Source organism: Streptomyces sp. NPDC001606 (assembly GCF_053596835.1).
Genome location: NZ_JBSFHC010000014.1, coordinates 105,406 through 123,695, shown reverse-complemented (window position 1 = coordinate 123,695; position 18,290 = coordinate 105,406). Strand labels below are relative to the sequence as shown.

At 72.7% G+C, this 18,290-nt stretch carries 14 protein-coding genes and 1 riboswitch; of the genes, 10 read left to right on the top strand and 4 right to left on the bottom strand.

Annotated elements, in window-relative coordinates; translation table 11 throughout:
- The first annotated feature begins 48 nt into the window (after positions 1-48).
- Entirely contained in the window at positions 49-1,107 is a 1,059-nt protein-coding gene (locus ACWCV9_RS24640) for a CobW family GTP-binding protein (RefSeq protein ID WP_450789715.1), read from the top strand.
- Here ACWCV9_RS24640 and ACWCV9_RS24635 read toward each other — a convergent pair.
- Entirely contained in the window at positions 1,104-3,563 is a 2,460-nt protein-coding gene (locus tag ACWCV9_RS24635) for a DNA gyrase/topoisomerase IV subunit A (RefSeq protein WP_450789581.1), read from the bottom strand. The two genes, ACWCV9_RS24640 and ACWCV9_RS24635, sit on opposite strands and share 4 nt — an antisense overlap.
- Positions 3,564-3,883: 320 nt before the next feature.
- On the opposite strand from ACWCV9_RS24635, the gene ACWCV9_RS24630 reads away from it, so the two are divergent.
- From ACWCV9_RS24630 to ACWCV9_RS24615, 4 genes are all read left to right on the top strand, one after another.
- Entirely contained in the window at positions 3,884-5,287 is a 1,404-nt protein-coding gene (locus ACWCV9_RS24630; protein ID WP_450789579.1) for a M16 family metallopeptidase, read from the top strand.
- Positions 5,284-6,672, top strand: a complete 1,389-nt coding sequence (locus ACWCV9_RS24625) for a M16 family metallopeptidase (RefSeq protein ID WP_450789577.1) — start codon at positions 5,284-5,286, stop codon at positions 6,670-6,672. Before ACWCV9_RS24630 ends, ACWCV9_RS24625 begins: the two co-directional genes overlap by 4 nt.
- Positions 6,673-6,932: 260 nt before the next feature.
- Positions 6,933-7,096: riboswitch (cyclic di-AMP (ydaO/yuaA leader) on the top strand.
- Between the two features lie 12 nt (positions 7,097-7,108).
- Positions 7,109-7,852 carry a M23 family metallopeptidase gene (locus tag ACWCV9_RS24620; protein WP_450789576.1) on the top strand — a complete coding sequence of 248 codons (744 nt, stop codon included), beginning with the start codon at positions 7,109-7,111 and terminating at the stop codon, positions 7,850-7,852.
- Between the two features lie 197 nt (positions 7,853-8,049).
- Complete coding sequence (locus ACWCV9_RS24615) at positions 8,050-8,736, top strand: GntR family transcriptional regulator (RefSeq protein WP_450789575.1); 687 nt, start codon at positions 8,050-8,052, stop codon at positions 8,734-8,736.
- Positions 8,737-8,884: 148 nt separating this feature from the next.
- Here ACWCV9_RS24615 and ACWCV9_RS24610 read toward each other — a convergent pair whose 3' ends face one another.
- Positions 8,885-9,166: an HPr family phosphocarrier protein gene (locus tag ACWCV9_RS24610; RefSeq protein WP_030563197.1), complete on the bottom strand. Its 282-nt coding sequence runs from the start codon at positions 9,164-9,166 to the stop codon at positions 8,885-8,887.
- Positions 9,167-9,343: 177 nt separating this feature from the next.
- Here ACWCV9_RS24610 and ACWCV9_RS24605 point away from each other — a divergent pair, with 177 nt between their 5' ends.
- The 4 genes from ACWCV9_RS24605 to ACWCV9_RS24590 all read left to right on the top strand — a co-directional run bounded on the left by ACWCV9_RS24605 (position 9,344) and on the right by ACWCV9_RS24590 (position 14,989).
- Complete coding sequence (locus tag ACWCV9_RS24605) at positions 9,344-12,367, top strand: GNAT family N-acetyltransferase (RefSeq protein ID WP_450789573.1); 3,024 nt, start codon at positions 9,344-9,346, stop codon at positions 12,365-12,367.
- A gap of 138 nt (positions 12,368-12,505) precedes the next feature.
- The gene (locus ACWCV9_RS24600; RefSeq protein ID WP_385840449.1) at positions 12,506-13,102 is read left to right on the top strand and encodes a DUF5998 family protein; all 597 of its coding nucleotides are present in this window, start codon (positions 12,506-12,508) and stop codon (positions 13,100-13,102) included.
- Positions 13,102-14,292 (top strand): alkaline phosphatase family protein, encoded by a 1,191-nt coding sequence (locus ACWCV9_RS24595; RefSeq protein WP_450789571.1) that lies wholly within the window; start codon positions 13,102-13,104, stop codon positions 14,290-14,292. The genes ACWCV9_RS24600 and ACWCV9_RS24595 overlap by 1 nt, the downstream gene beginning before the upstream one ends.
- Before the next feature lie 46 nt (positions 14,293-14,338).
- On the top strand, positions 14,339-14,989 hold the full coding sequence (locus ACWCV9_RS24590; RefSeq protein ID WP_450789570.1) for a thymidine kinase: 651 nt from the start codon (positions 14,339-14,341) through the stop codon (positions 14,987-14,989).
- Between the two features lie 12 nt (positions 14,990-15,001).
- Here the strand turns inward: ACWCV9_RS24590 and ACWCV9_RS24585 are convergent, their stop codons facing one another.
- Positions 15,002-15,793 carry a VOC family protein gene (locus tag ACWCV9_RS24585; protein ID WP_450789568.1) on the bottom strand — a complete coding sequence of 264 codons (792 nt, stop codon included), beginning with the start codon at positions 15,791-15,793 and terminating at the stop codon, positions 15,002-15,004.
- 321 nt (positions 15,794-16,114) lie between these two features.
- Here ACWCV9_RS24585 and ACWCV9_RS24580 point away from each other — a divergent pair, with 321 nt between their 5' ends.
- Positions 16,115-16,966 carry a sulfurtransferase gene (locus ACWCV9_RS24580; protein ID WP_450789567.1) on the top strand — a complete coding sequence of 284 codons (852 nt, stop codon included), beginning with the start codon at positions 16,115-16,117 and terminating at the stop codon, positions 16,964-16,966.
- An 81-nt stretch (positions 16,967-17,047) separates the two neighbouring features.
- On the opposite strand, the gene sepH is transcribed toward ACWCV9_RS24580, so the two are convergent.
- A complete protein-coding gene (gene sepH / locus ACWCV9_RS24575; protein ID WP_385840454.1) occupies positions 17,048-18,088 on the bottom strand; it encodes a septation protein SepH in 1,041 nt (346 codons plus the stop codon).
- Positions 18,089-18,290 lie beyond the last annotated feature (202 nt).

Genomic DNA, 18,290 nt, shown 5'->3' with positions numbered 1-18,290 from the left:
AGCCAGGACAGCAGCCGCAGCCCGGAGCAGAGCCGTAGCCCGCAGCAGATCCCGGTCGTCGTGCTCGCCGGTTTCCTCGGCTCCGGCAAGACCACCCTCCTCAACCATCTGCTGCACCACAGCGGCGGCAGCCGGATCGGGGCGATCGTCAACGACTTCGGAGCCATCGAGATCGACGCGATGGCCGTCGCCGGCGCGCTCGGCGACTCGACCGTCTCCCTCGGCAACGGCTGCCTGTGCTGTGCGGTCGACGCGAGCGAACTCGACGTCTACCTGGACCGGCTCGCCGCGCCCGCGGCCGGCATCGACGTGATCGTCATCAAGGCCAGCGGGCTCGCCGAGCCCCAGGAACTCGTGCGGATGGTGCTGGCCAGCGAGCACCCCAGGGTGGTCTACGGCGGCCTGGTCGAGGTCGTCGACGCCGCCGAGTTCGACGGCACGCGCGCGCAGCACCCCGAGATCGACCGGCATCTCGCCCTCGCCGACCTGGTCGTGGTCAACAAGCTCGACCGAGCCACCGATCCCAAGCGCGTCCTCGGCGTGGTCCGCTCGCTCACCGACCGTGCCGCCGTCGTGCCCGCCACCTATGGACGCATCGACCCCGAGTTCCTGTTCGACTGCCGGCCCAGTGAGGAGCGGATCGGGCAGCTGTCCTTCGACGACCTGCACGAACACACCGGCGACGAGGAGCACGCAGGTCATCTCCACACCGGCTACGACAGCCTGTCCTTCGCCTCCGAGCAGCCAATGGAGCCGCGCCGGCTCATGCGCTTCCTGGACAGCCGGCCCGACGGGCTATACCGGATCAAGGGCTATGTCGACTTCGGGCCGTACGACACCCGCAACCGGTACGCCGTACACGCCGTCGGCCGGTTCCTGCGCTTCTACCCCGAGCCCTGGCCGGCCGGGGACACCCGCGGCAGCAAGCTCGTGCTGATCGGCTCCGGCATCGAGACGGAAGCCCTCGGCAAGGAACTCAAGGGGTGCGTCAACGACGCCCCACAGGCCGACGAGCACGGCATGTGGGGCGTCCTGCGCTACGTGCAGGGCTCCGAGGAGGAGCCCGGCGCCGACGCGTACCAGAACGCCGGCGCCGAGGCGTACTAGAACACCGGCCCCGCCACCACCGACACCGTCTTCGGCAGCGAGGTGCCCGAGCCGTCGCGGCGCGGGTCCAGCTCCGGCAGCTCCGCCGGGGAACCGTTCTTCTGCGCCGCGCGCGCGGGAGCCGGGCCGGCCCAGGCCAGCGCCAGACAGTCCTCGCCCTTCAGGAACCGCTGGCAGCGCACGCCGCCCGTGGCCCGGCCCTTGCGCGGGAACTGGTCGAACGGGGTCAGCTTGGCCGTCGTCTGCACCGAGTCGTCCAGCGTGCCGCGCGAGCCCGCCACCGTGAACACCACCGCGTCGGCGGCCGGGTCGACCGCCGTGAAGGAGATCACCTTCGCGCCCTCGGTGAGCTTGACGCCCGCCATACCGCCCGCCGGCCGGCCCTGCGGACGGACGATGGAGGCCTGGAAGCGGAGCAGCTGGGCGTCGTCCGTGATGAAGACCAGGTCCTCCTCGCCGGTGCGCAGCTCCACCGCGCCGACGATCCGGTCACCCTCCTTGAGCGTGATGACCTCCAACTCGTCCTTGTTGGACGGATAGTCGGGCACCACCCGCTTGACCACACCCTGCTCGGTGCCGAGCGCGAGACCCGGGGAGGACTCGTCCAGCGTGGTCAGGCAGACCACCGTCTCGTCGTCCTCCAGGGAGACGAACTCCGCCAGCGGCGCACCGCCCGAGAGGTTCGGCGCGGCCGCGGTGTCCGGCAGCTGCGGCAGATCGACCACGTTGATCCGCAGCAGCCGGCCCGCCGAGGTCACGGCGCCGACCTCGCCCCGCGCGGTCGCCGGGACCGCCGAGACGATCACATCGTGCTTGACCCGCCTGGCGCCCTCCTCCTGCGTGAACGGCTCGGCGGTCGACGTACGGGCCAGCAGACCCGTCGAGGACAGCAGCACCCGGCACGGGTCGTCGGCCACCTGGAGCGGCACCGCGGCCGTCGGGGAACCCGCGGACTCCAGCAGCACCGTACGCCGGTCGGTGCCGAACTTCTTCGCCACCGCGGCCAGTTCGGCCGACACCAGCTTGCGCAGCTCCGCGTCGGAATCCAGGATCCGGGTCAGCTCCGCGATCTCCGCGGTGAGCTTGTCCTTCTCCGCCTCCAGCTCGATGCGGTCGTACTTGGTGAGCCGGCGCAGCGGCGTGTCGAGGATGTACTGCGTCTGCACCTCGCTCAGCGAGAACTGCTGCATCAGGCGCTCCTTGGCCTGCGCGGAGTTGTCGCTGGACCGGATCAGCCGGATGACCTCGTCGATGTCGACGAGCGCGGTCAGCAGACCCTCGACCAGGTGCAGCCGGTCCCGCTTCTTGCCGCGGCGGAACTCGCTGCGCCGGCGGACCACGTCGAAGCGGTGGTCGAGGTAGACCTCCAGCAGCTCCTTCAGGCCCAGGGTGAGCGGCTGGCCGTCCACCAGGGCGACGTTGTTGATGCCGAAGGACTCCTCCATGGGGGTCAGCTTGTACAGCTGCTCCAGGATCGCCTCGGGCACGAAGCCGTTCTTGATCTCGATGACCAGGCGCAGCCCGTGCTCGCGGTCGGTGAGGTCCTTGACGTCCGCGATGCCCTGGATCTTCTTCGCGTTGACCAGGTCCTTGATCTTCGCGATGACCTTCTCGGGGCCGACCGCGAAGGGCAGTTCGGTGATCACCAGGCCCTTGCGGCGGGCGGTGACCGCCTCGACCGAGACGGTCGCGCGCATCTTGAAGGTGCCACGGCCGGTCGCGTACGCGTCGCGGATGCCGGCCAGCCCGACGATCCGGCCGCCGGTGGGCAGGTCCGGGCCGGGGACGTGCCGCATCAGCGCGTCCAGGTCCGCGTTCGGGTACTTGATCAGATGGCGGGCGGCGGCGATGACCTCGCGCAGGTTGTGCGGCGGCATGTTCGTCGCCATGCCGACCGCGATGCCGGAGGCGCCGTTGACCAGCAGGTTCGGGAAGGCGGCGGGCAGGGCCACCGGCTCCTGCTCCTGGCCGTCGTAGTTGGGCGTGAAGTCGACGGTGTCCTCGTCGATCGACTCCGTCATCAGGCCCGTCGCCTCGGCCATCCGGCACTCGGTGTACCGCATGGCGGCCGGCGGGTCGTCGTTGCCCAGCGAGCCGAAGTTGCCGTGGCCGTCGACGAGCGGCAGGCGCATGGAGAACGGCTGTGCCATGCGCACCAGGGCGTCGTAGATGGACGCGTCGCCGTGCGGGTGCAGCTTGCCCATGACCTCGCCGACCACGCGGGCGCACTTCACATAGCCGCGGTCGGGACGCACGCCCATCTCGTTCATCTGGTACACGATCCGGCGGTGCACCGGCTTGAGGCCGTCGCGGGCGTCCGGCAGGGCGCGCGAGTAGATGACCGAGTAGGCGTACTCGAGGTAGGAGCCACGCATCTCGTCCACGACGTCGATGTCGAGGATCTTCTCCTCGTACGAATCGTCGGGCGGCGGGGTCTTCGTGCTGCGGCGGGCCATCGCTGCCGGCTCCTCCTGATCGGTTCGCTCGCCTACGGGACGCGCACCCCTCGGCTCGCTCGTGCTGCTGAAGCGGTTGACGGATCTGTCGCGGACCATTGTGGACCGTGCCACCGACAACGCGGGCACGGCCCGGTCCGTGCGGTCCCGGACGGTGCCGGTGAGCCGCCGCGTGGCGCGCGTGTCGCAGGCTACGTGATCCGCTGTGGGCGTACGTCCCGCGGGAACTTCGCCGGGCCCCCGCACGCTTTGCATACAGTGGCAGGACCGGCAGGAAAAGCGCGGTTTCCACAACCGCCTCCGCTCGCGAAGGGACGTACATGCCCATGGGTCACACGACCACAGCCGAGGCAGGCTCCGGGGGCCTGACAGCGACCGAGCACCGCCTGGCCAACGGTCTGCGCGTGGTGCTCTCCGAGGACCACCTGACCCCCGTGGCGGCGGTCTGCCTCTGGTACGACGTCGGCTCCCGCCACGAGGTCAAGGGGCGTACCGGCCTGGCTCACCTTTTCGAGCACCTGATGTTCCAGGGTTCGGCGCAGGTCAAGGGCAATGGACACTTCGAGCTGGTGCAGGGCGCCGGCGGCTCCCTCAACGGCACCACCAGCTTCGAGCGCACCAACTACTTCGAGACCATGCCCGCCCACCAGCTGGAGCTGGCCCTGTGGTTGGAGGCCGACCGCATGGGCTCCCTGCTGGCCGCCCTGGACGACGAGTCCATGGAGAACCAGCGCGACGTCGTCAAGAACGAGCGCCGCCAGCGCTACGACAACGTTCCCTACGGCACCGCCTTCGAGAAGCTGACCGCCCTCTCCTACCCGGAGGGCCACCCCTACCACCACACGCCGATCGGCTCGATGGCGGACCTGGACGCGGCCACCCTGGAGGACGCCCGCCAGTTCTTCCGCACCTACTACGCGCCGAACAACGCGGTGCTCTCCGTGGTCGGCGACATCGACCCGGAGCAGACCCTGGCGTGGGTCGAGAAGTACTTCGGTTCGATCCCGTCCCACGACGGCAAGCCCGCGCCGCGTGACGGCTCGCTGCCGGACATCATCGGCGAGCAGCTGCGCGAGGTCGTCGTCGAGGAGGTCCCGGCGCGCGCCCTGATGGCCGCCTACCGCCTCCCGCACGACGGCACGCGCGCGTGCGACGCGGCCGACCTGGCCCTGACCGTGCTCGGCGGCGGCGAGTCCTCCCGGCTGTACAACCGTCTGGTGCGCCGCGACCGTACGGCCGTCGCGGCCGGCTTCGGCCTGCTGCGCCTGGCGGGCGCCCCCTCCCTCGGCTGGCTGGACGTGAAGACCTCCGGTGACGTCGAGGTGCCGGTCATCGAGGCCGCCATCGACGAGGAGCTGGCCCGGTTCGCCGAGGAGGGCCCGACGCCGGAGGAGATGGAGCGCGCCCAGGCCCAGCTGGAGCGCGAGTGGCTGGACCGGCTCGGCACGGTCGCCGGCCGCGCCGACGAACTGTGCCGGTACGCCGTCCTGTTCGGCGACCCGCAGCTCGCCCTCACCGCCGTCCAGCGCGTCCTGGAGGTGACCGCCGAGGAGGTCCAGCAGGTCGCCCAGGCCCGGCTGCGCCCCGACAACCGCGCGGTGCTGGTCTACGAGCCGCTGTCCCCCGAGTCCGCCGAGCACACCGAGGAGGCGGGGCGCGGCGAGGACCCGGAGCAGGAAGCCACCGTAGAGGCCGGTAACGAGAACGAGGAGACGGCCAAGTGACCGAGCTCGCCACCATGGAGTTCCACCCCCAGCCGCAGCCGGGCGAGGCCAGGCCGTGGGCGTTCCCGGCCCCGGAGCGCGCCACGCTGGGCAACGGCCTGACGGTGCTGCGCTGCCACCGCCCCGGCCAGCAGGTCGTCGCCGTCGAGGTGCTGCTGGACGCGCCGCTGGACGCCGAGCCGGCCGGCCTGGACGGCGTGGCCACGATCATGGCGCGGGCCTTCTCCGAGGGCACCGACAAGCACTCGGCCGAGGAGTTCGCGGCCGAGCTGGAGCGCGCGGGCGCCACCCTCGACACGCACGCCGACCACCCCGGTGTCCGGCTCAGCCTGGAGGTCCCGGCCTCCCGTCTGGCCAAGGGCCTCGGCCTGCTCGCCGACGCGCTGCGCGCGCCCGCCTTCGCCGAGAGCGAGGTCGAGCGGCTGGTCCGCAACCGCCTGGACGAGATCCCGCACGAGCTGGCCAACCCCTCCCGGCGCGCCGCCAAGGAACTCTCCAAGGAGCTGTTCCCGGCGACCTCGCGCATGTCCCGGCCGCGTCAGGGCACCGAGGAGACCGTCGAGAAGATCGACGCGGCGGCCGTGCGCGCCTTCTACGACCGCCATGTGCGCCCCGGTACGGCCACCGTGGTGGTGGTCGGCGACCTCACCGGTGTCGACCTGGACGCGCTGCTCGGCGACACCCTGGGCGCCTGGACCGGCACCCCGGGCGAGCCGCGCCCCGTGCCGCCGGTGAGCGCCGACGACACCGGGCGCGTGGTGATCGTGGACCGGCCCGGCGCCGTCCAGACCCAGCTGCTCATCGGCCGGGCCGGCTCCGACCGGCACGACCGGGTGTGGCCCGCGCAGGTGCTCGGCACCTACTGCCTGGGCGGCACCCTCACCTCCCGCCTGGACCGCGTCCTGCGTGAGGAGAAGGGCTACACCTACGGCGTGCGCGCCTTCGGACAGGTCCTCAGGTCGGCTCCGGACGGCACGGGCGTGTCGATGCTCGCGATCAGCGGCTCGGTGGACACCCCGAACACCGGCCCGGCCCTGGACGACCTGTGGAAGGTGCTGCGCACCCTCGCGGCGGAGGGCCTGACCGACGCCGAGCGGGACGTCGCCGTGCAGAACCTGGTCGGCGTGGCGCCGCTGAAGTACGAGACGGCGGCGGCCGTCGCGAGCACCCTGGCCGACCAGGTCGAGCAGCACCTGCCCGACGACTTCCAGGCCACGCTGTACCAGCAGCTGGCCGCGACGGGCACGGTGGAGGCCACGGCGGCCGTCGTGAACGCCTTCCCGGTGGACCGCCTGGTGACCGTGCTCGTCGGTGACGCCGCGCAGATCAAGGCGCCGGTCGAGGCGCTCGGCATCGGTGAAGTCACCGTGGTGGCGGCCGACTAGCCGAACGCCGCGCGGCGGCCGGCCATGGCCCGGCGGCAGTGCACGGGCGTGGGGCCCTGACGACCTACGGGCCGTCAGGGCCCCACGGCATTCCCGGCTGTTGCACCGTGTTCCCCAGATGCCCGGTTTGGGACGGAGGTTGCCCGTCTGCCCTGTGGGATGCACTACAAAAGCGGTGATCCGTTTGGGGTTTGACTTCGCCGCCCCTTAGCGTCGTCCGGGCTGTTCGTCGGTAGACAGTGCGCCGCGCCCGCGGCACCGGACAGCCATCGCCGAGTCCCCGTACGGCGCGAGCCAGGGGAGCCGGGGACCCACAGCAGTCCCTGGGGTGAATCGGACGCCCGCGCGTGAGCGAGGGGGTCCGTAGGAGACCTTCCTGCTCCGAACCCGTCAGCTAACCCGGTAGGCGAGAGGGAAGGAAAGGAACAGCCACTTCATGGCGTTCATGTGCGCCACCGGGAAGCACCGCAAGCCCGGCCGGGTCAAGCGCACCACCGCTCAGGCGGCCGGTGTCGCGGCCCTCACCACCACCGGGGTCATCGGCACCCTCGCGGCCTCCCCGGCGCTCGCCACGGAGAACTCCGTCGAGCAGACCGGCCTCACCCCGGTCCTCACCGTCAGCGACGACGTCGCCCGGCACATCGACGCGCAGGCGGCCGCCCAGAAGGAGGCCGCGCAGCAGCAGGCGGTCGAGCGGGCGGCGGCGCAGAAGGCCCAGCAGGAGCGCGTGGCCGCGGCCCGTGCCGCCCGCGCGGCCGAGCGCGCGCGGCTGAACGCCTTCGTCGCGCCGATAGCGCACTCCTACGTCTCCACGGGCTACAAGGCCAGCAGCTCCCTGTGGTCCTCCGGCTCGCACACCGGCATCGACTTCCACGCGGCGACCGGCACGCCCGTGCTCGCGGTCGGCTCCGGCACCGTCGTCTCCACCGGCTGGGGCGGCGCGTACGGCAACCAGATCGTGATCCGGATGGCCGACGGCATGTACACCCAGTACGGGCATCTGTCGTCCATCGGCGTCACGGTCGGTCAGAAGGTCACCCCGGGCCAGCACATCGGGCTGTCCGGCGCGACCGGCAACGTCACCGGACCGCACCTGCACTTCGAGGCCCGTACGACCCCGGAGTACGGCTCCGACATCGACCCCGTCGCCTACCTCCGCTCGCACGGTGTGAGCGTCTGACCCGGCCTCGCCCGGCATCGGCGGCCCCGGCCCATCGGCCGGGGCTTTCGCCGTTTTTCGCAGTGTCCGCCTGATCCGCTGTCCAAAAAATATCCCTGGATTCCGGCTCGCCGTCGGAAATTCCGGCTCATTGCAATAGAGTCACGGAACACACGTCCATCGTCGACGTTTCACGGGGATTAAGGCGGAGGTCGGTCATGCGTATTCCGGCGCACTCGGTGTGCACGGCCATCCGGGACGACATCGTCGCGGGTGTCTACGAGCGCGGCGGCCGCCTCACCGAGGAAGTCCTGGCCCGCCGTTACGGCGTTTCCCGCGTCCCGGTCCGCGAGGCGCTGCGCACCCTGGAGGCCGAGGGCTTCGTGGTGACCCGCCGGCACGCGGGCGCGTGCGTGGCCGAGCCGACCGAGCAGGAGGCCGCCGACCTGCTGGAGATGCGGATGCTGCTGGAGCCGCTCGGGGCGGCGCGGGCCGCGCAGCGGCGCACCGAGGCCCATCTGAAGGTGCTGCGCGGCCTCGTCCGGCTGGGCCAGGAGCGGGCCCGGCGAGGTCACAGCGAGGATCTGCGCTCGCTGGGGGGCTGGTTCCACGAGACGCTCGCCCAGGCGTCCGGCAGCCCCTCGCTGACCTCGATGCTCACCCAGCTGCGGCACAAGATCGCCTGGATGTACACGGTGGACGCCCCGCCGAGCCCGGTGGACTCCTGGGGGGAACACGGCGCGATCGTGGACGCGGTGGCGCGCGGCGACGGCGAGCGCGCGCGTGCGCTCACCGCCCTGCACACCGAACGCACCACGGCCGCGCACCGACTCCGTTTCTCCGCCGCGGCGGAACGTGTGAGGACTTCGCAACATGCCGTAAACACGCCGAGCCTGCGGCATTAACACGGACGCCGTATACAAAGAAGAGTAATTCGGTGGCAGTGTATTTCCGCTGCCCGAATTATGGTGTGCTCGCATCGTCGCGGAAAACGAAGGAAGCCGCGCCGCCCGGAAATGGGCGACGCGGCTCCGGCATTCAGTGGGCCGATGTTCAGACCGTTTCGGGCAGCTCTTCCAGGCCCTCGGCGACCAGCTTGGCCAGCCGGTCCAGGGCGGCGTCCGCGCCCTCGGCGTCGGAGGCGAGGACGATCTCCTCGCCGCCCTGGGCGCCCAGGCCCAGGACAGCCAGCATCGAGGCCGCGTTGACGGGGTTGCCCCCGGCCTTGGCGATCGTCACCGGGACGCCTGCGGCCGTGGCGGCTCGGACGAAGATGGAGGCGGGGCGGGCATGGAGGCCCTCGGCCCAGCCGACGTTGACGCGGCGCTCAGCCATGTGTTGCTGCCCTTCGGAGTTCAGGGTTGTCTAGACCAGTTTCCCATATCGTGAAGCGTGCCCGGGGCGGACCCGCGTCCACCCCGGTGTGTCCCCGGACCGCGGCCTCGGTCCGGGTTTTCGTCCTCCACAGACTGCCTCGCGCCGTTGTCGTACGCGAGCCGTACTCTGGGGCCCATGCAGACCTCGGCGGACCGGCACGGCCGGTACGAGTACCCCGCCCACTGGGAGGCGGACGTGGTGCTGCGCGACGGAGGTACCGCGCGCATCCGGCCCATCACCGTTGATGACGCCGACCGCCTGGTCAGTTTCTACGAGCAGGTCTCGGACGAGTCGAAGTACTACCGCTTCTTCGCGCCGTACCCACGACTGTCCGCCAAGGACGTCCACCGCTTCACGCACCACGACTTTGTGGACCGGGTGGGGCTCGCCGCCACCGTCGGCGGCGAGTTCATCGCCACCGTACGCTATGACCGCATCGGCGCCGACGGTATGCCCGCCTCCGCCCCCGCCGACGAGGCCGAGGTCGCCTTCCTGGTGCAGGACGCCCACCAGGGCCGCGGAGTCGCCTCCGCGCTCCTGGAGCACATCGGCGCGGTCGCGCGCGAGCGGGGCATCCGCCGCTTCGCCGCCGAGGTGCTGCCTGCCAACACCAAGATGATCAAGGTCTTTACGGACGCCGGGTACACCCAGAAGCGCAGCTTCGAGGACGGCGTCGTCCGCCTGGAGTTCGACCTCGAACCCACCGACCGGTCCCTGGCCGTCCAGCGCGCGCGGGAACAGCGCGCCGAGGCCCACTCGGTACGCCGGCTCCTGGTCCCCGGTTCCGTGGCGGTCGTCGGCGTCGGCCGCGCCCCCGGCGGGGTCGGCCGCAGCGTCCTCGGCAACATCCGCGACGCCGGCTTCCCCGGCCGCCTGTACGCCGTGAACCGGGCCTTCCCCGAGGATCTCAAGGAGGTCGACGGCGTGCCCGCGCGCCGCTCGGTGCGGGACATCGAGGGCCCCGTCGACCTCGCCGTGGTCGCCGTACCGGCCGAGCACGTGCCCGCGGTGGTCGCCGAGTGCGGGGAGCACGGCGTCCAGGGACTCGTCGTGCTCTCCGCCGGATACGCCGAGAGCGGGGCCGAGGGACGCGAGCGCCAGCGGGCGCTCGTCCGGCAGGCGCGCACGTACGGCATGCGGATCCTCGGCCCCAACGCCTTCGGGGTGATCAACACCGCCCCCGGCGTCCGGCTGAACGCCTCCCTGGCGCCCGAGATGCCCCGCCCCGGCCGCATCGCCCTGTTCACCCAGTCCGGCGCCATCGGCATCGCCCTGCTGTCCCGGCTGCACCGGCGCGGTGGAGGGGTGACCGGGGTGACGGGCGTGTCCAGCTTCGTGTCCGCCGGCAACCGCGCCGACGTCTCCGGCAACGACGTCCTCCAGTACTGGTACGACGACCACGACACCGACGTCGTCCTCATGTACCTGGAGTCCATCGGCAACCCGCGCAAGTTCACCCGGCTCGCCCGGCGCACGGCCGCCGCCAAGCCGCTGGTCGTGGTGCAGGGCACCGGCACGGCGCCGCAGGGCCACACGGTACGGGCCACCCGGCTGCCGTACGCGACCGTCTCCGCGCTGCTGCGGCAGGCCGGGGTGATCCGCGTCGACACCATCACCGAGCTGGTCGACGCGGGCCTGCTGCTCGCCCGGCAGCCGCTGCCCGCCGGCCCGCGCGTGGCGATCCTCGGCAACTCCGAGTCGCTGGGCGTGCTGACGTACGACCGGTGTCTGGCGGAGGGGCTGCGGCCGGCGCGGCCGGTGGACCTGACCACGGCGGCGACGGCGGAGGACTTCCACCGGGCGCTGGGCGCCGCGCTGGCGGACGACACGGTCGACTCCGTCGTGGTGACGGCGATCCCCGCGATCGGTGAGGGGTCGCCGGGGGACGCGGAGCTGGCGGAGGCGCTCAGGTCGGCGTCGGCCGCGGTGCCGGGGAAGCCGGTCCTGGTGGTGCACGTGGAACTGGGCGGCCTGGCGGAAGCGCTCTCGGCCGCGACCAGCACGGCCCCCCAACCCGCAACACCGGCACCCGGCACCGCGCCGCGGGCCGTGGCAGCGGGGCAGGGCACTGAGGCTGGTGCCGCGAGCACCGCATCCGAGCCCCCCACGCCCAGGACTGCCCCACAGGCCCCCTCGCCCGGCAACGCTTCGCAGGCCGTCGCACCTGTACCCGGCACCTCGTCCGCCGCTCCGGCAGGGGGCACCCAGCCTCCCGCGCCGGCACCCAGCCCTGAGGCCGCCACGCCAGCACCCGGACCAGATGTCCCCCCGTCCGTGCCAGCCCTCCCCGAGGACGGCCGTCTCATTCCCGCCTACCCCGCCGCCGAGCGTGCCGTGCGGGCGCTCGCCGAGGCCGTGCGGTATGCGCAGTGGCGGCGGGAGGCGGCCGATCCCGGGAAGGTGCCCGAATACGACGACATCGACGAGAAGGGGGCCGCCCGGCTCATCGGGGAGCTGCTCGCGCGCGGGGAGGGCCTCACGATCTCCGAGGCGGAGACCTGCGAGCTGCTCGGCAGGTACGGCATACCCGTGCGCCGGGCGCTGCCCGCGCCCACCCCGGACGCCGCCGCCGAGGCCGCCCGCACCCTCGGCTACCCGGTCGCCCTGAAGGCCACCGCCCCGCACCTCAGGCACCGCGCGGACCTCGGAGGGGTCCGGCTGGACCTCGCCGGTGAGGAGGAACTGCGCCGGGCGTACGCCGAGTTGACCGAGCTGTTCGGGGCGCCGGAGGAGCTGCGCCCGGTGGTACAGGGCATGGCGCCGCGCGGCGTCGACACCGTCGTACGCGCCGTGATCGACCCGGCGGCCGGGGCCGTGCTGTCCTTCGGGCTCGCCGGGGCCGCCTCACAGCTGCTCGGGGACATGGCGCACCGGCTGATCCCGGTCACCGACCGGGAGGCCGCCTCCCTGGTGCGGTCCATCCGCACCGCCCCGCTGCTCTTCGGCTGGCGCGGGTCCACCCCCGTGGACACCCCCGCGCTGGAGGAGCTGCTGCTGCGCGTCTCCCGGCTGGTGGACGACCACCCGGAGGTGGTGGCGGTCACCCTGGAACCGGTCGTCGTCGCCCCGCACGGCGCGAGCGTCCTCGGCGCCACCGTACGGCTCGCACCGCCCCCCGCCCGCGACGACCTCGGCCCGCGCACACTGCCGGCGTACTGACCCGCCGCCCGCGACCGGGACGGCCGGCGCGGCTCGCCGGGGAGCCGCCGGGGACCGCCCCGAGGCCCGGGAGCGTGCCCGCGCTGCCCGCCCCGGGTCTGTACGACTGTCCCGGACCCCCCTTGCCCACGGACTAGGATGGACGCCATGGCCAAGACCAGTACGACGACCCAGGGGCTGCGCGCGGCGATCGAGCGCAGCGGCTACTACCCGGCCCTCGTGGCCGAGGCGGTGGAGGCCGCTGTGGGCGGCGAGCCCATCCGGTCGTACCTGGTCCACCAGGAGACCACGTTCGACCAGAACGAGGTGCGCCGGCACGTCACCGTGCTGGTCCTCAGCACCAACCGCTTCATCGTCAGCCACACCGACGAGCAGGCCGCCGACAACACCTCCCCGACGCCGTACGCCACCACCTCCACCGAGTCCGTGAAGCTCGACCGGATCTCGTCGGTCGTGGTCAGCCGTGTCGTGGCGAACCCGGAGCAGTACACGCCGGGCACCCTGCCCCGCGAGGTCGTGCTGACCATCGGGTGGGGCGCGGTCAACCGCCTCGATCTGGAGCCCGCGGCCTGCGGTGACCCGAACTGCGACGCCGACCACGGCTACACGGGCAGCTCCACGGCGGACGACCTCAGCCTGCGCGTCAGCGAGGCGGGGGACGGCCCGGAGACGGTGCGCCAGGCGCTCGCCTTCGCGCAGGCCATCTCGGAGGCGACCGCGGACATCGCCCGCTGATGTCCCAGCTCTCCGCCTGGGACCACCCGGAACCGCTCGCCCTGGACACCGCACCGCTGCCCGAGTACGGCACCGGTTCCCTCGCCGACCTGCTGCCCACGCTGGCCGCCGGGATGGGCGTGCCCGACCTGACCGCGACCATCCCGGAGCTGACCGCGGCCGACCGGGTCTGCGTCTTCCTGATCGACGGGCTCGGCTGGGAGCAGCTGCGCGCGCACTCCGCCGAGGCCCCCTTCCTGACCTCCCTGCTCGCCGGCTCGCGCGGCGGCACCGGCCGCCCGCTGACCGCGGGCTTCCCGGCGACCACCGCGACCTCCCTCGCCTCCGTCGGCACCGGACTGCCGCCGGGCGCCCACGGCCTGCCCGGCTACACCGTGCGCAACCCGGCCACCGGCGCGCTGATGAACCAGCTCCGCTGGCAGCCGTACACCGACCCGCGCCCCTGGCAGCCGTACCCGACCGTCTTCCAGCTGGCCCACCAGGCCGGGGTGCACGCCGCCCAGGTCTCCTCGCCGCTGTTCGAAAACACCCCGCTCACCAAGGTCGCGCTCAGCGGTGGCACCTTCCACGGCCGGCTCACCGGCGAGGAGCGCATGGACCTCGCGGCCGAGCAACTCGCCGCCGGGGACCGCTCGCTGGTGTACACGTACTACTCCGAGCTGGACGGTGCGGGCCACCGCTACGGCGTCGCCTCCGACACCTGGCGCGGCCAGCTGATGTGCGTGGACCGGCTCGCCCAGCGCCTGGCCGAGCAGCTGCCGCCGCGCAGCGTGCTCTACGTCACCGCCGACCACGGCATGGTGGACGTGCCCTTCGACGAGGACCACCGCCTCGACTTCGACACCGACTGGGAGCTGCGCGCCGGGGTCGCCCTGCTGGGCGGCGAGGGCCGGGCGCGGCATGTGTACGCGGTGCAGGGCGCCGAGAACGACGTACTGGCCTGCTGGCGCGAGGTGCTCGGCGAGCAGTTCTGGGTGGCCTCCCGGGACGAGGCGGTCGCGGCGGGCTGGTTCGGGCCACGGGTCGACGACCGGGTCCTCGCCCGCCTCGGCGATGTGATCGCGGCCGCGCACGACGACGTGCTGATCATCGCTTCCGAGCGGGAGCCGAAGGAGTCCGCGCTCGTCGGCAACCACGGTTCGATGACGCCCGCCGAGCAGTTCGTCCCGCTGCTCGAAGTACGCTCCTGACCCTTCCCACCGCTGTGACCTCTCACCGAAAGGTGCTCAACTCCTCATGCCCGAGCTGGTGTTCTTCTCCGGAACGATGGACTGCGGGAAGTCGACGCTGGCTCTCCAGATCGAGCACAACCGCTCCGCGCGCGGCCTCGTCGGCATGATCTTCACCCGGAACGACCGCGCGGGCGAGGGCAAGCTGTCCTCGCGGCTCGGGCTGGTCACCGACGCGGTGGAGGTCGCGGACGACCAGGATCTGTACGCGTACATCGTCGACCACCTCTCGCAGGGCGGCCGGGTGGACTACGTGATCGCGGACGAGGCGCAGTTCCTCGCCCCCGAGCAGATCGACCAGCTCGCGCGCGTGGTGGACGATCTCGGTCTGGACGTCTACGCCTTCGGGATCACCACCGACTTCCGCTCCAAGCTCTTCCCCGGCTCGCAGCGGCTGGTGGAGCTGGCGGACCGCATCGAGGTGCTCCAGGTGGAGGCGCTGTGCTGGTGCGGCGCCCGCGCCACGCACAACGCCCGCACGGTCGGCGGAGAGATGGTCGTCGAGGGCGCCCAGGTGGTCGTGGGCGACGTCAACCAGTCCGCCGGCGAGGTCGGCTACGAGGTGCTGTGCCGCCGTCATCACCGGCGCCGGATGACCGCCGCGTCCTCCCACGCGGCGGCCCTCTCCCCGGACGTCCTGCCGGTCCAGCCGGCCTGATCGCGCAGCGGCTCAGCGCGGGTTCTGGAGCACCGAGAAGACCGCGCCCTCCGGGTCCGCGACCGTCGCGACCCGGCCGTGCGCGCTGTCGTGGGCCGGGCTGAGCACCCGGCCGCCCAGGCCGGCGACCTGTCGCAGCGCCGCGTCGGTGTCGGCGACCTCGAAGTACGTCTGCCAGTGCGGGCCCCGGTCCCGGGGCAGGGCATGCCCCACGCCGTGCAGACCGGCCACCGGACGGCCGCCGACGCGCAGCGTGACGTAGTCGAAGCCGGGGGAGACCATCGGCTCCTCCTCGTAACCGAACACCGTCTCGTAGAACTTGGCGACGCCCTCGGTCTCGAAGGTGAGCAGTTCGTTCCAGGCCGGTGTGCCGGGCACCCCGGTGATCGCCGTGCCCAGATGCGCGGAGCCCTGCCAGATCCCGAACACCGCCCCGGAGGGGTCGGCGGCGATGGCCATCCGCCCGGCGTCGGCCGCGTCCAGCGGGCCCACCGCGACCGTGCCCCCGCACAGCCGGACCGCGTCCGCCGTCCGGTCCACGTCGTCCGATGCGAAGTACGGCGTCCAGGCGATCGGCAGCCGGTGATCCGGCGGCAGCTGGCCCATGCCGGCCACCTCGTGCCCGTCGAGCAGCGCCCGCACATACGGGCCGAGCTGCTGCGGGCCCGGCCGGAACTCCCAGCCGAACAGCTCGCCGTAGAACTCCTCGGTGGCGGTCAGCCCGTGCGCCATCAGGCTCACCCAGCAGGGTGCGCCGGGCACGCACCACGCGTGCGGACCGGCCGACTCCCGTGCCTCGGTCATCGATCACTCTCTCCTCGGCCCCTCGTGGGGGCCGTGTCGCTTCCGCTCCCCGGAAGGGGTGTCCACGCGGCTCGCGTGTCCGCCCGTGCCGGTGCCCGCATCCTCTCCGGTGCCGCGGGCCGTACCGCGCCGCGACCCGGCGGTGTGTCCGGGAGAATGCCAGATCTGCCGTCTTTCGCCGCTCTCCTGGGGACGGCCGGCGGCTGCCTGTTCGGCTGTACAGCACGTGCTCGATCCCCTACGCCTCGTGATCGAGGTGTCGGCGGAGCAGAGTAGCCGGACCTGGACGCCGCGGCCACCCCTGGCGTATGGATGGACGCCATGACAGCCATCATCACCGCAACCGATCTGGCCCACGAGCTGACCGCGCAGACCCCGCCCGTGCTGCTGGACGTCCGCTGGCAGCTGAGTCTGGCGAAGGCGGCGGGCGCTCCCGCCTTCGACGGCCGGGCCGAGTACGCGGCCGGGCATCTGCCCGGCGCGGTCTACGTCGACCTGGACCGGGAGCTGGCCTCCGCACCCGGGGCCCGGGGCCGGCATCCGCTGCCGGACCTCGCGGAGTTCGGCGCGGCGATGCGCCGCGCGGGCGTGTCGAGGTCCCGTCCGGTCGTCGTGTACGACGGCGGACAGGGCTGGGCGGCCGCGCGCGCGTGGTGGCTGCTGCGCTGGACCGGTCACCCGGACGTGCGGGTCCTGGACGGCGGACTGCCGTCCTGGCAGGGCGAACTGGAGACCGGGGAACACACCGTGCCCGAGGGCGACTTCACCCCGGAGCCGGGCGCGGTGGGCCTGCTGGACGCGGACGGGGCCGCGGCGCTGGCCCGTACGGGCGTCCTGCTGGACGCGCGCGCGGGGGAGCGGTACCGGGGCGAGGTGGAGCCGATCGACCGGGTCGGCGGGCACATCCCGGGCGCGGTGTCGGCGCCGACCACGGAGAACGTGGGCCCCGACGGCCGCTTCCTGCCCGGCGCGGAGCTGCGCGACCGCTTCAAGGCCCTCGGTGTCTCGCCGGACACCGAGGTGGGCGTCTACTGCGGTTCGGGCGTCTCCGGCGCGCACGAGGTGCTGGCGCTCGCGGTGGCGGGCATCCCGGCGGCCCTGTACGTCGGTTCCTGGTCCGAGTGGTCCTCGGACCCGTCCCGGCCGGTGGCGGTGGGCGCGGACCCGCAGTAGGGCAGGGCGAAGCGGGGGCACGCGCGCGTGCCCCCGCTTCCGCGTTCGTCCGTACGGCTCTTCGCGCGTCCGTACGACGGGCTACTCCTGTTTCTTGCGGCGGGTGCCGAAGACGATCTCGTCCCAGCTCGGAACGGCGGCACGGCGCCCGGGGCGGACGCCGTCGGCCTCGGCCTGGCGGTCGGTGGCGCCGATGAGCCGGTCCCGGTGGCTGCCGACCGAGCGGGGCATGAGGACGTCCGCGTAGGCCGAGCCGGCCGAGGCGGCGGGCGCCGGGGGCTCCTCCTCCACCGGTTCGTCGGTGGGCTCCTCGGGGTCCTCCGCGGGGCGTTCCGGCACCACCAGGTCGCCCCGGAAGCTGGGCACGGCCTCCAGCAGGCTGGTCAGCGAGTCGCGTTCGCCCGTGCTCTCCTCGTCGGGCTCGGACGGCTGCGCGGACAGCGCGGGCCGCTCCCGGTCGCTCCGGTCGAGCGCCCGGTCCATCGACCGCTCGCGCGGCAGCCGGGCGATGCGCGGGACGAACGGGAAGCTGGGCTCCGGCACGGCGAGGTCGTCGGACTCGCCGATCAGCGAGCGCGCCTCGTCGTCCACGGCCTGGACGAGCCGCCGGGGCGGGTCGTACGTCCAGCTCGCCGAGTGCGGTTCGCCCGCGACCCGGTAGACGAGGAGCACCTCCCAGGTGCCGTCGTCGCGGCGCCAGGAGTCCCACTGCACGGTGTCCTTCTCGGCGCCGCGCAGCAGCAGCCGCTCCTGCACGGCCTCGCCGAGCGGCGGGCCGGAGTTCTCGCCGGGGCGGCGGACCGGGGTCTTGCGGGCGCGCTCGGCCATGAAGGCGCGCTCGGCCAGCACGGGTCCCTCGAAGCGCCGTACCCGGTCGACGGGGATGCCGGCCAGCTGGGCGACCTCCTCGGCGGTGGCACCCGCGCGTATCCGCGCCTGGATGTCACGGGGCCGGAGATGGCTCTCGACCTCGATCTCGATCTGGCCGAGGCGGGGCCGGTCGCCGCGCACGGCGGCGCGGAGCCGTTCGTCGATCGGAAGCGTGTATTCCGTAGAGTCGGCAGCCTTCAGCACCAGTCGTGTGCCGTCATTCGAGACGGCCACGACACGCAGTTCGGGCATGGGGACCTCCCGGGTGGTGCCTGCCGACGTCACGTGCGTCGCTGCTTCCGCTAGTCGAGTGTGGCCTGCCCGGGTGCAGCCTGCCACAACCTTGCCGAGTTGCCCGGCGTGTCGGGCGCGGGCCCTGAGTCGCCGTTATGGCACGGTTACCTGTTCGCAACGCTCAGTGACCAACTCCGTCACCGTGTGCAACTAGCCCCCT

Excerpts from the sequence above, each read along its gene's own strand:
- ACWCV9_RS24630 (WP_450789579.1), top strand. The coding sequence starts at position 3,884 with ATGCCCATGGGTCACACGACCACAGCCGAGGCAGGCTCCGGGGGCCTG.
- ACWCV9_RS24600 (WP_385840449.1), top strand. The coding sequence starts at position 12,506 with ATGGACGCCATGGCCAAGACCAGTACGACGACCCAGGGGCTGCGCGCG.
- ACWCV9_RS24580 (WP_450789567.1), top strand. The coding sequence starts at position 16,115 with ATGACAGCCATCATCACCGCAACCGATCTGGCCCACGAGCTGACCGCG.
- ACWCV9_RS24595 (WP_450789571.1), top strand. The coding sequence starts at position 13,102 with ATGTCCCAGCTCTCCGCCTGGGACCACCCGGAACCGCTCGCCCTGGAC.
- ACWCV9_RS24620 (WP_450789576.1), top strand. The coding sequence starts at position 7,109 with ATGGCGTTCATGTGCGCCACCGGGAAGCACCGCAAGCCCGGCCGGGTC.
- ACWCV9_RS24635 (WP_450789581.1), bottom strand. The coding sequence starts at position 3,563 with ATGGCCCGCCGCAGCACGAAGACCCCGCCGCCCGACGATTCGTACGAG.
- sepH (WP_385840454.1), bottom strand. The coding sequence starts at position 18,088 with ATGCCCGAACTGCGTGTCGTGGCCGTCTCGAATGACGGCACACGACTG.
- ACWCV9_RS24605 (WP_450789573.1), top strand. The coding sequence starts at position 9,344 with ATGCAGACCTCGGCGGACCGGCACGGCCGGTACGAGTACCCCGCCCAC.
- ACWCV9_RS24590 (WP_450789570.1), top strand. The coding sequence starts at position 14,339 with ATGCCCGAGCTGGTGTTCTTCTCCGGAACGATGGACTGCGGGAAGTCG.
- ACWCV9_RS24585 (WP_450789568.1), bottom strand. The coding sequence starts at position 15,793 with ATGACCGAGGCACGGGAGTCGGCCGGTCCGCACGCGTGGTGCGTGCCC.
- ACWCV9_RS24615 (WP_450789575.1), top strand. The coding sequence starts at position 8,050 with ATGCGTATTCCGGCGCACTCGGTGTGCACGGCCATCCGGGACGACATC.
- ACWCV9_RS24610 (WP_030563197.1), bottom strand. The coding sequence starts at position 9,166 with ATGGCTGAGCGCCGCGTCAACGTCGGCTGGGCCGAGGGCCTCCATGCC.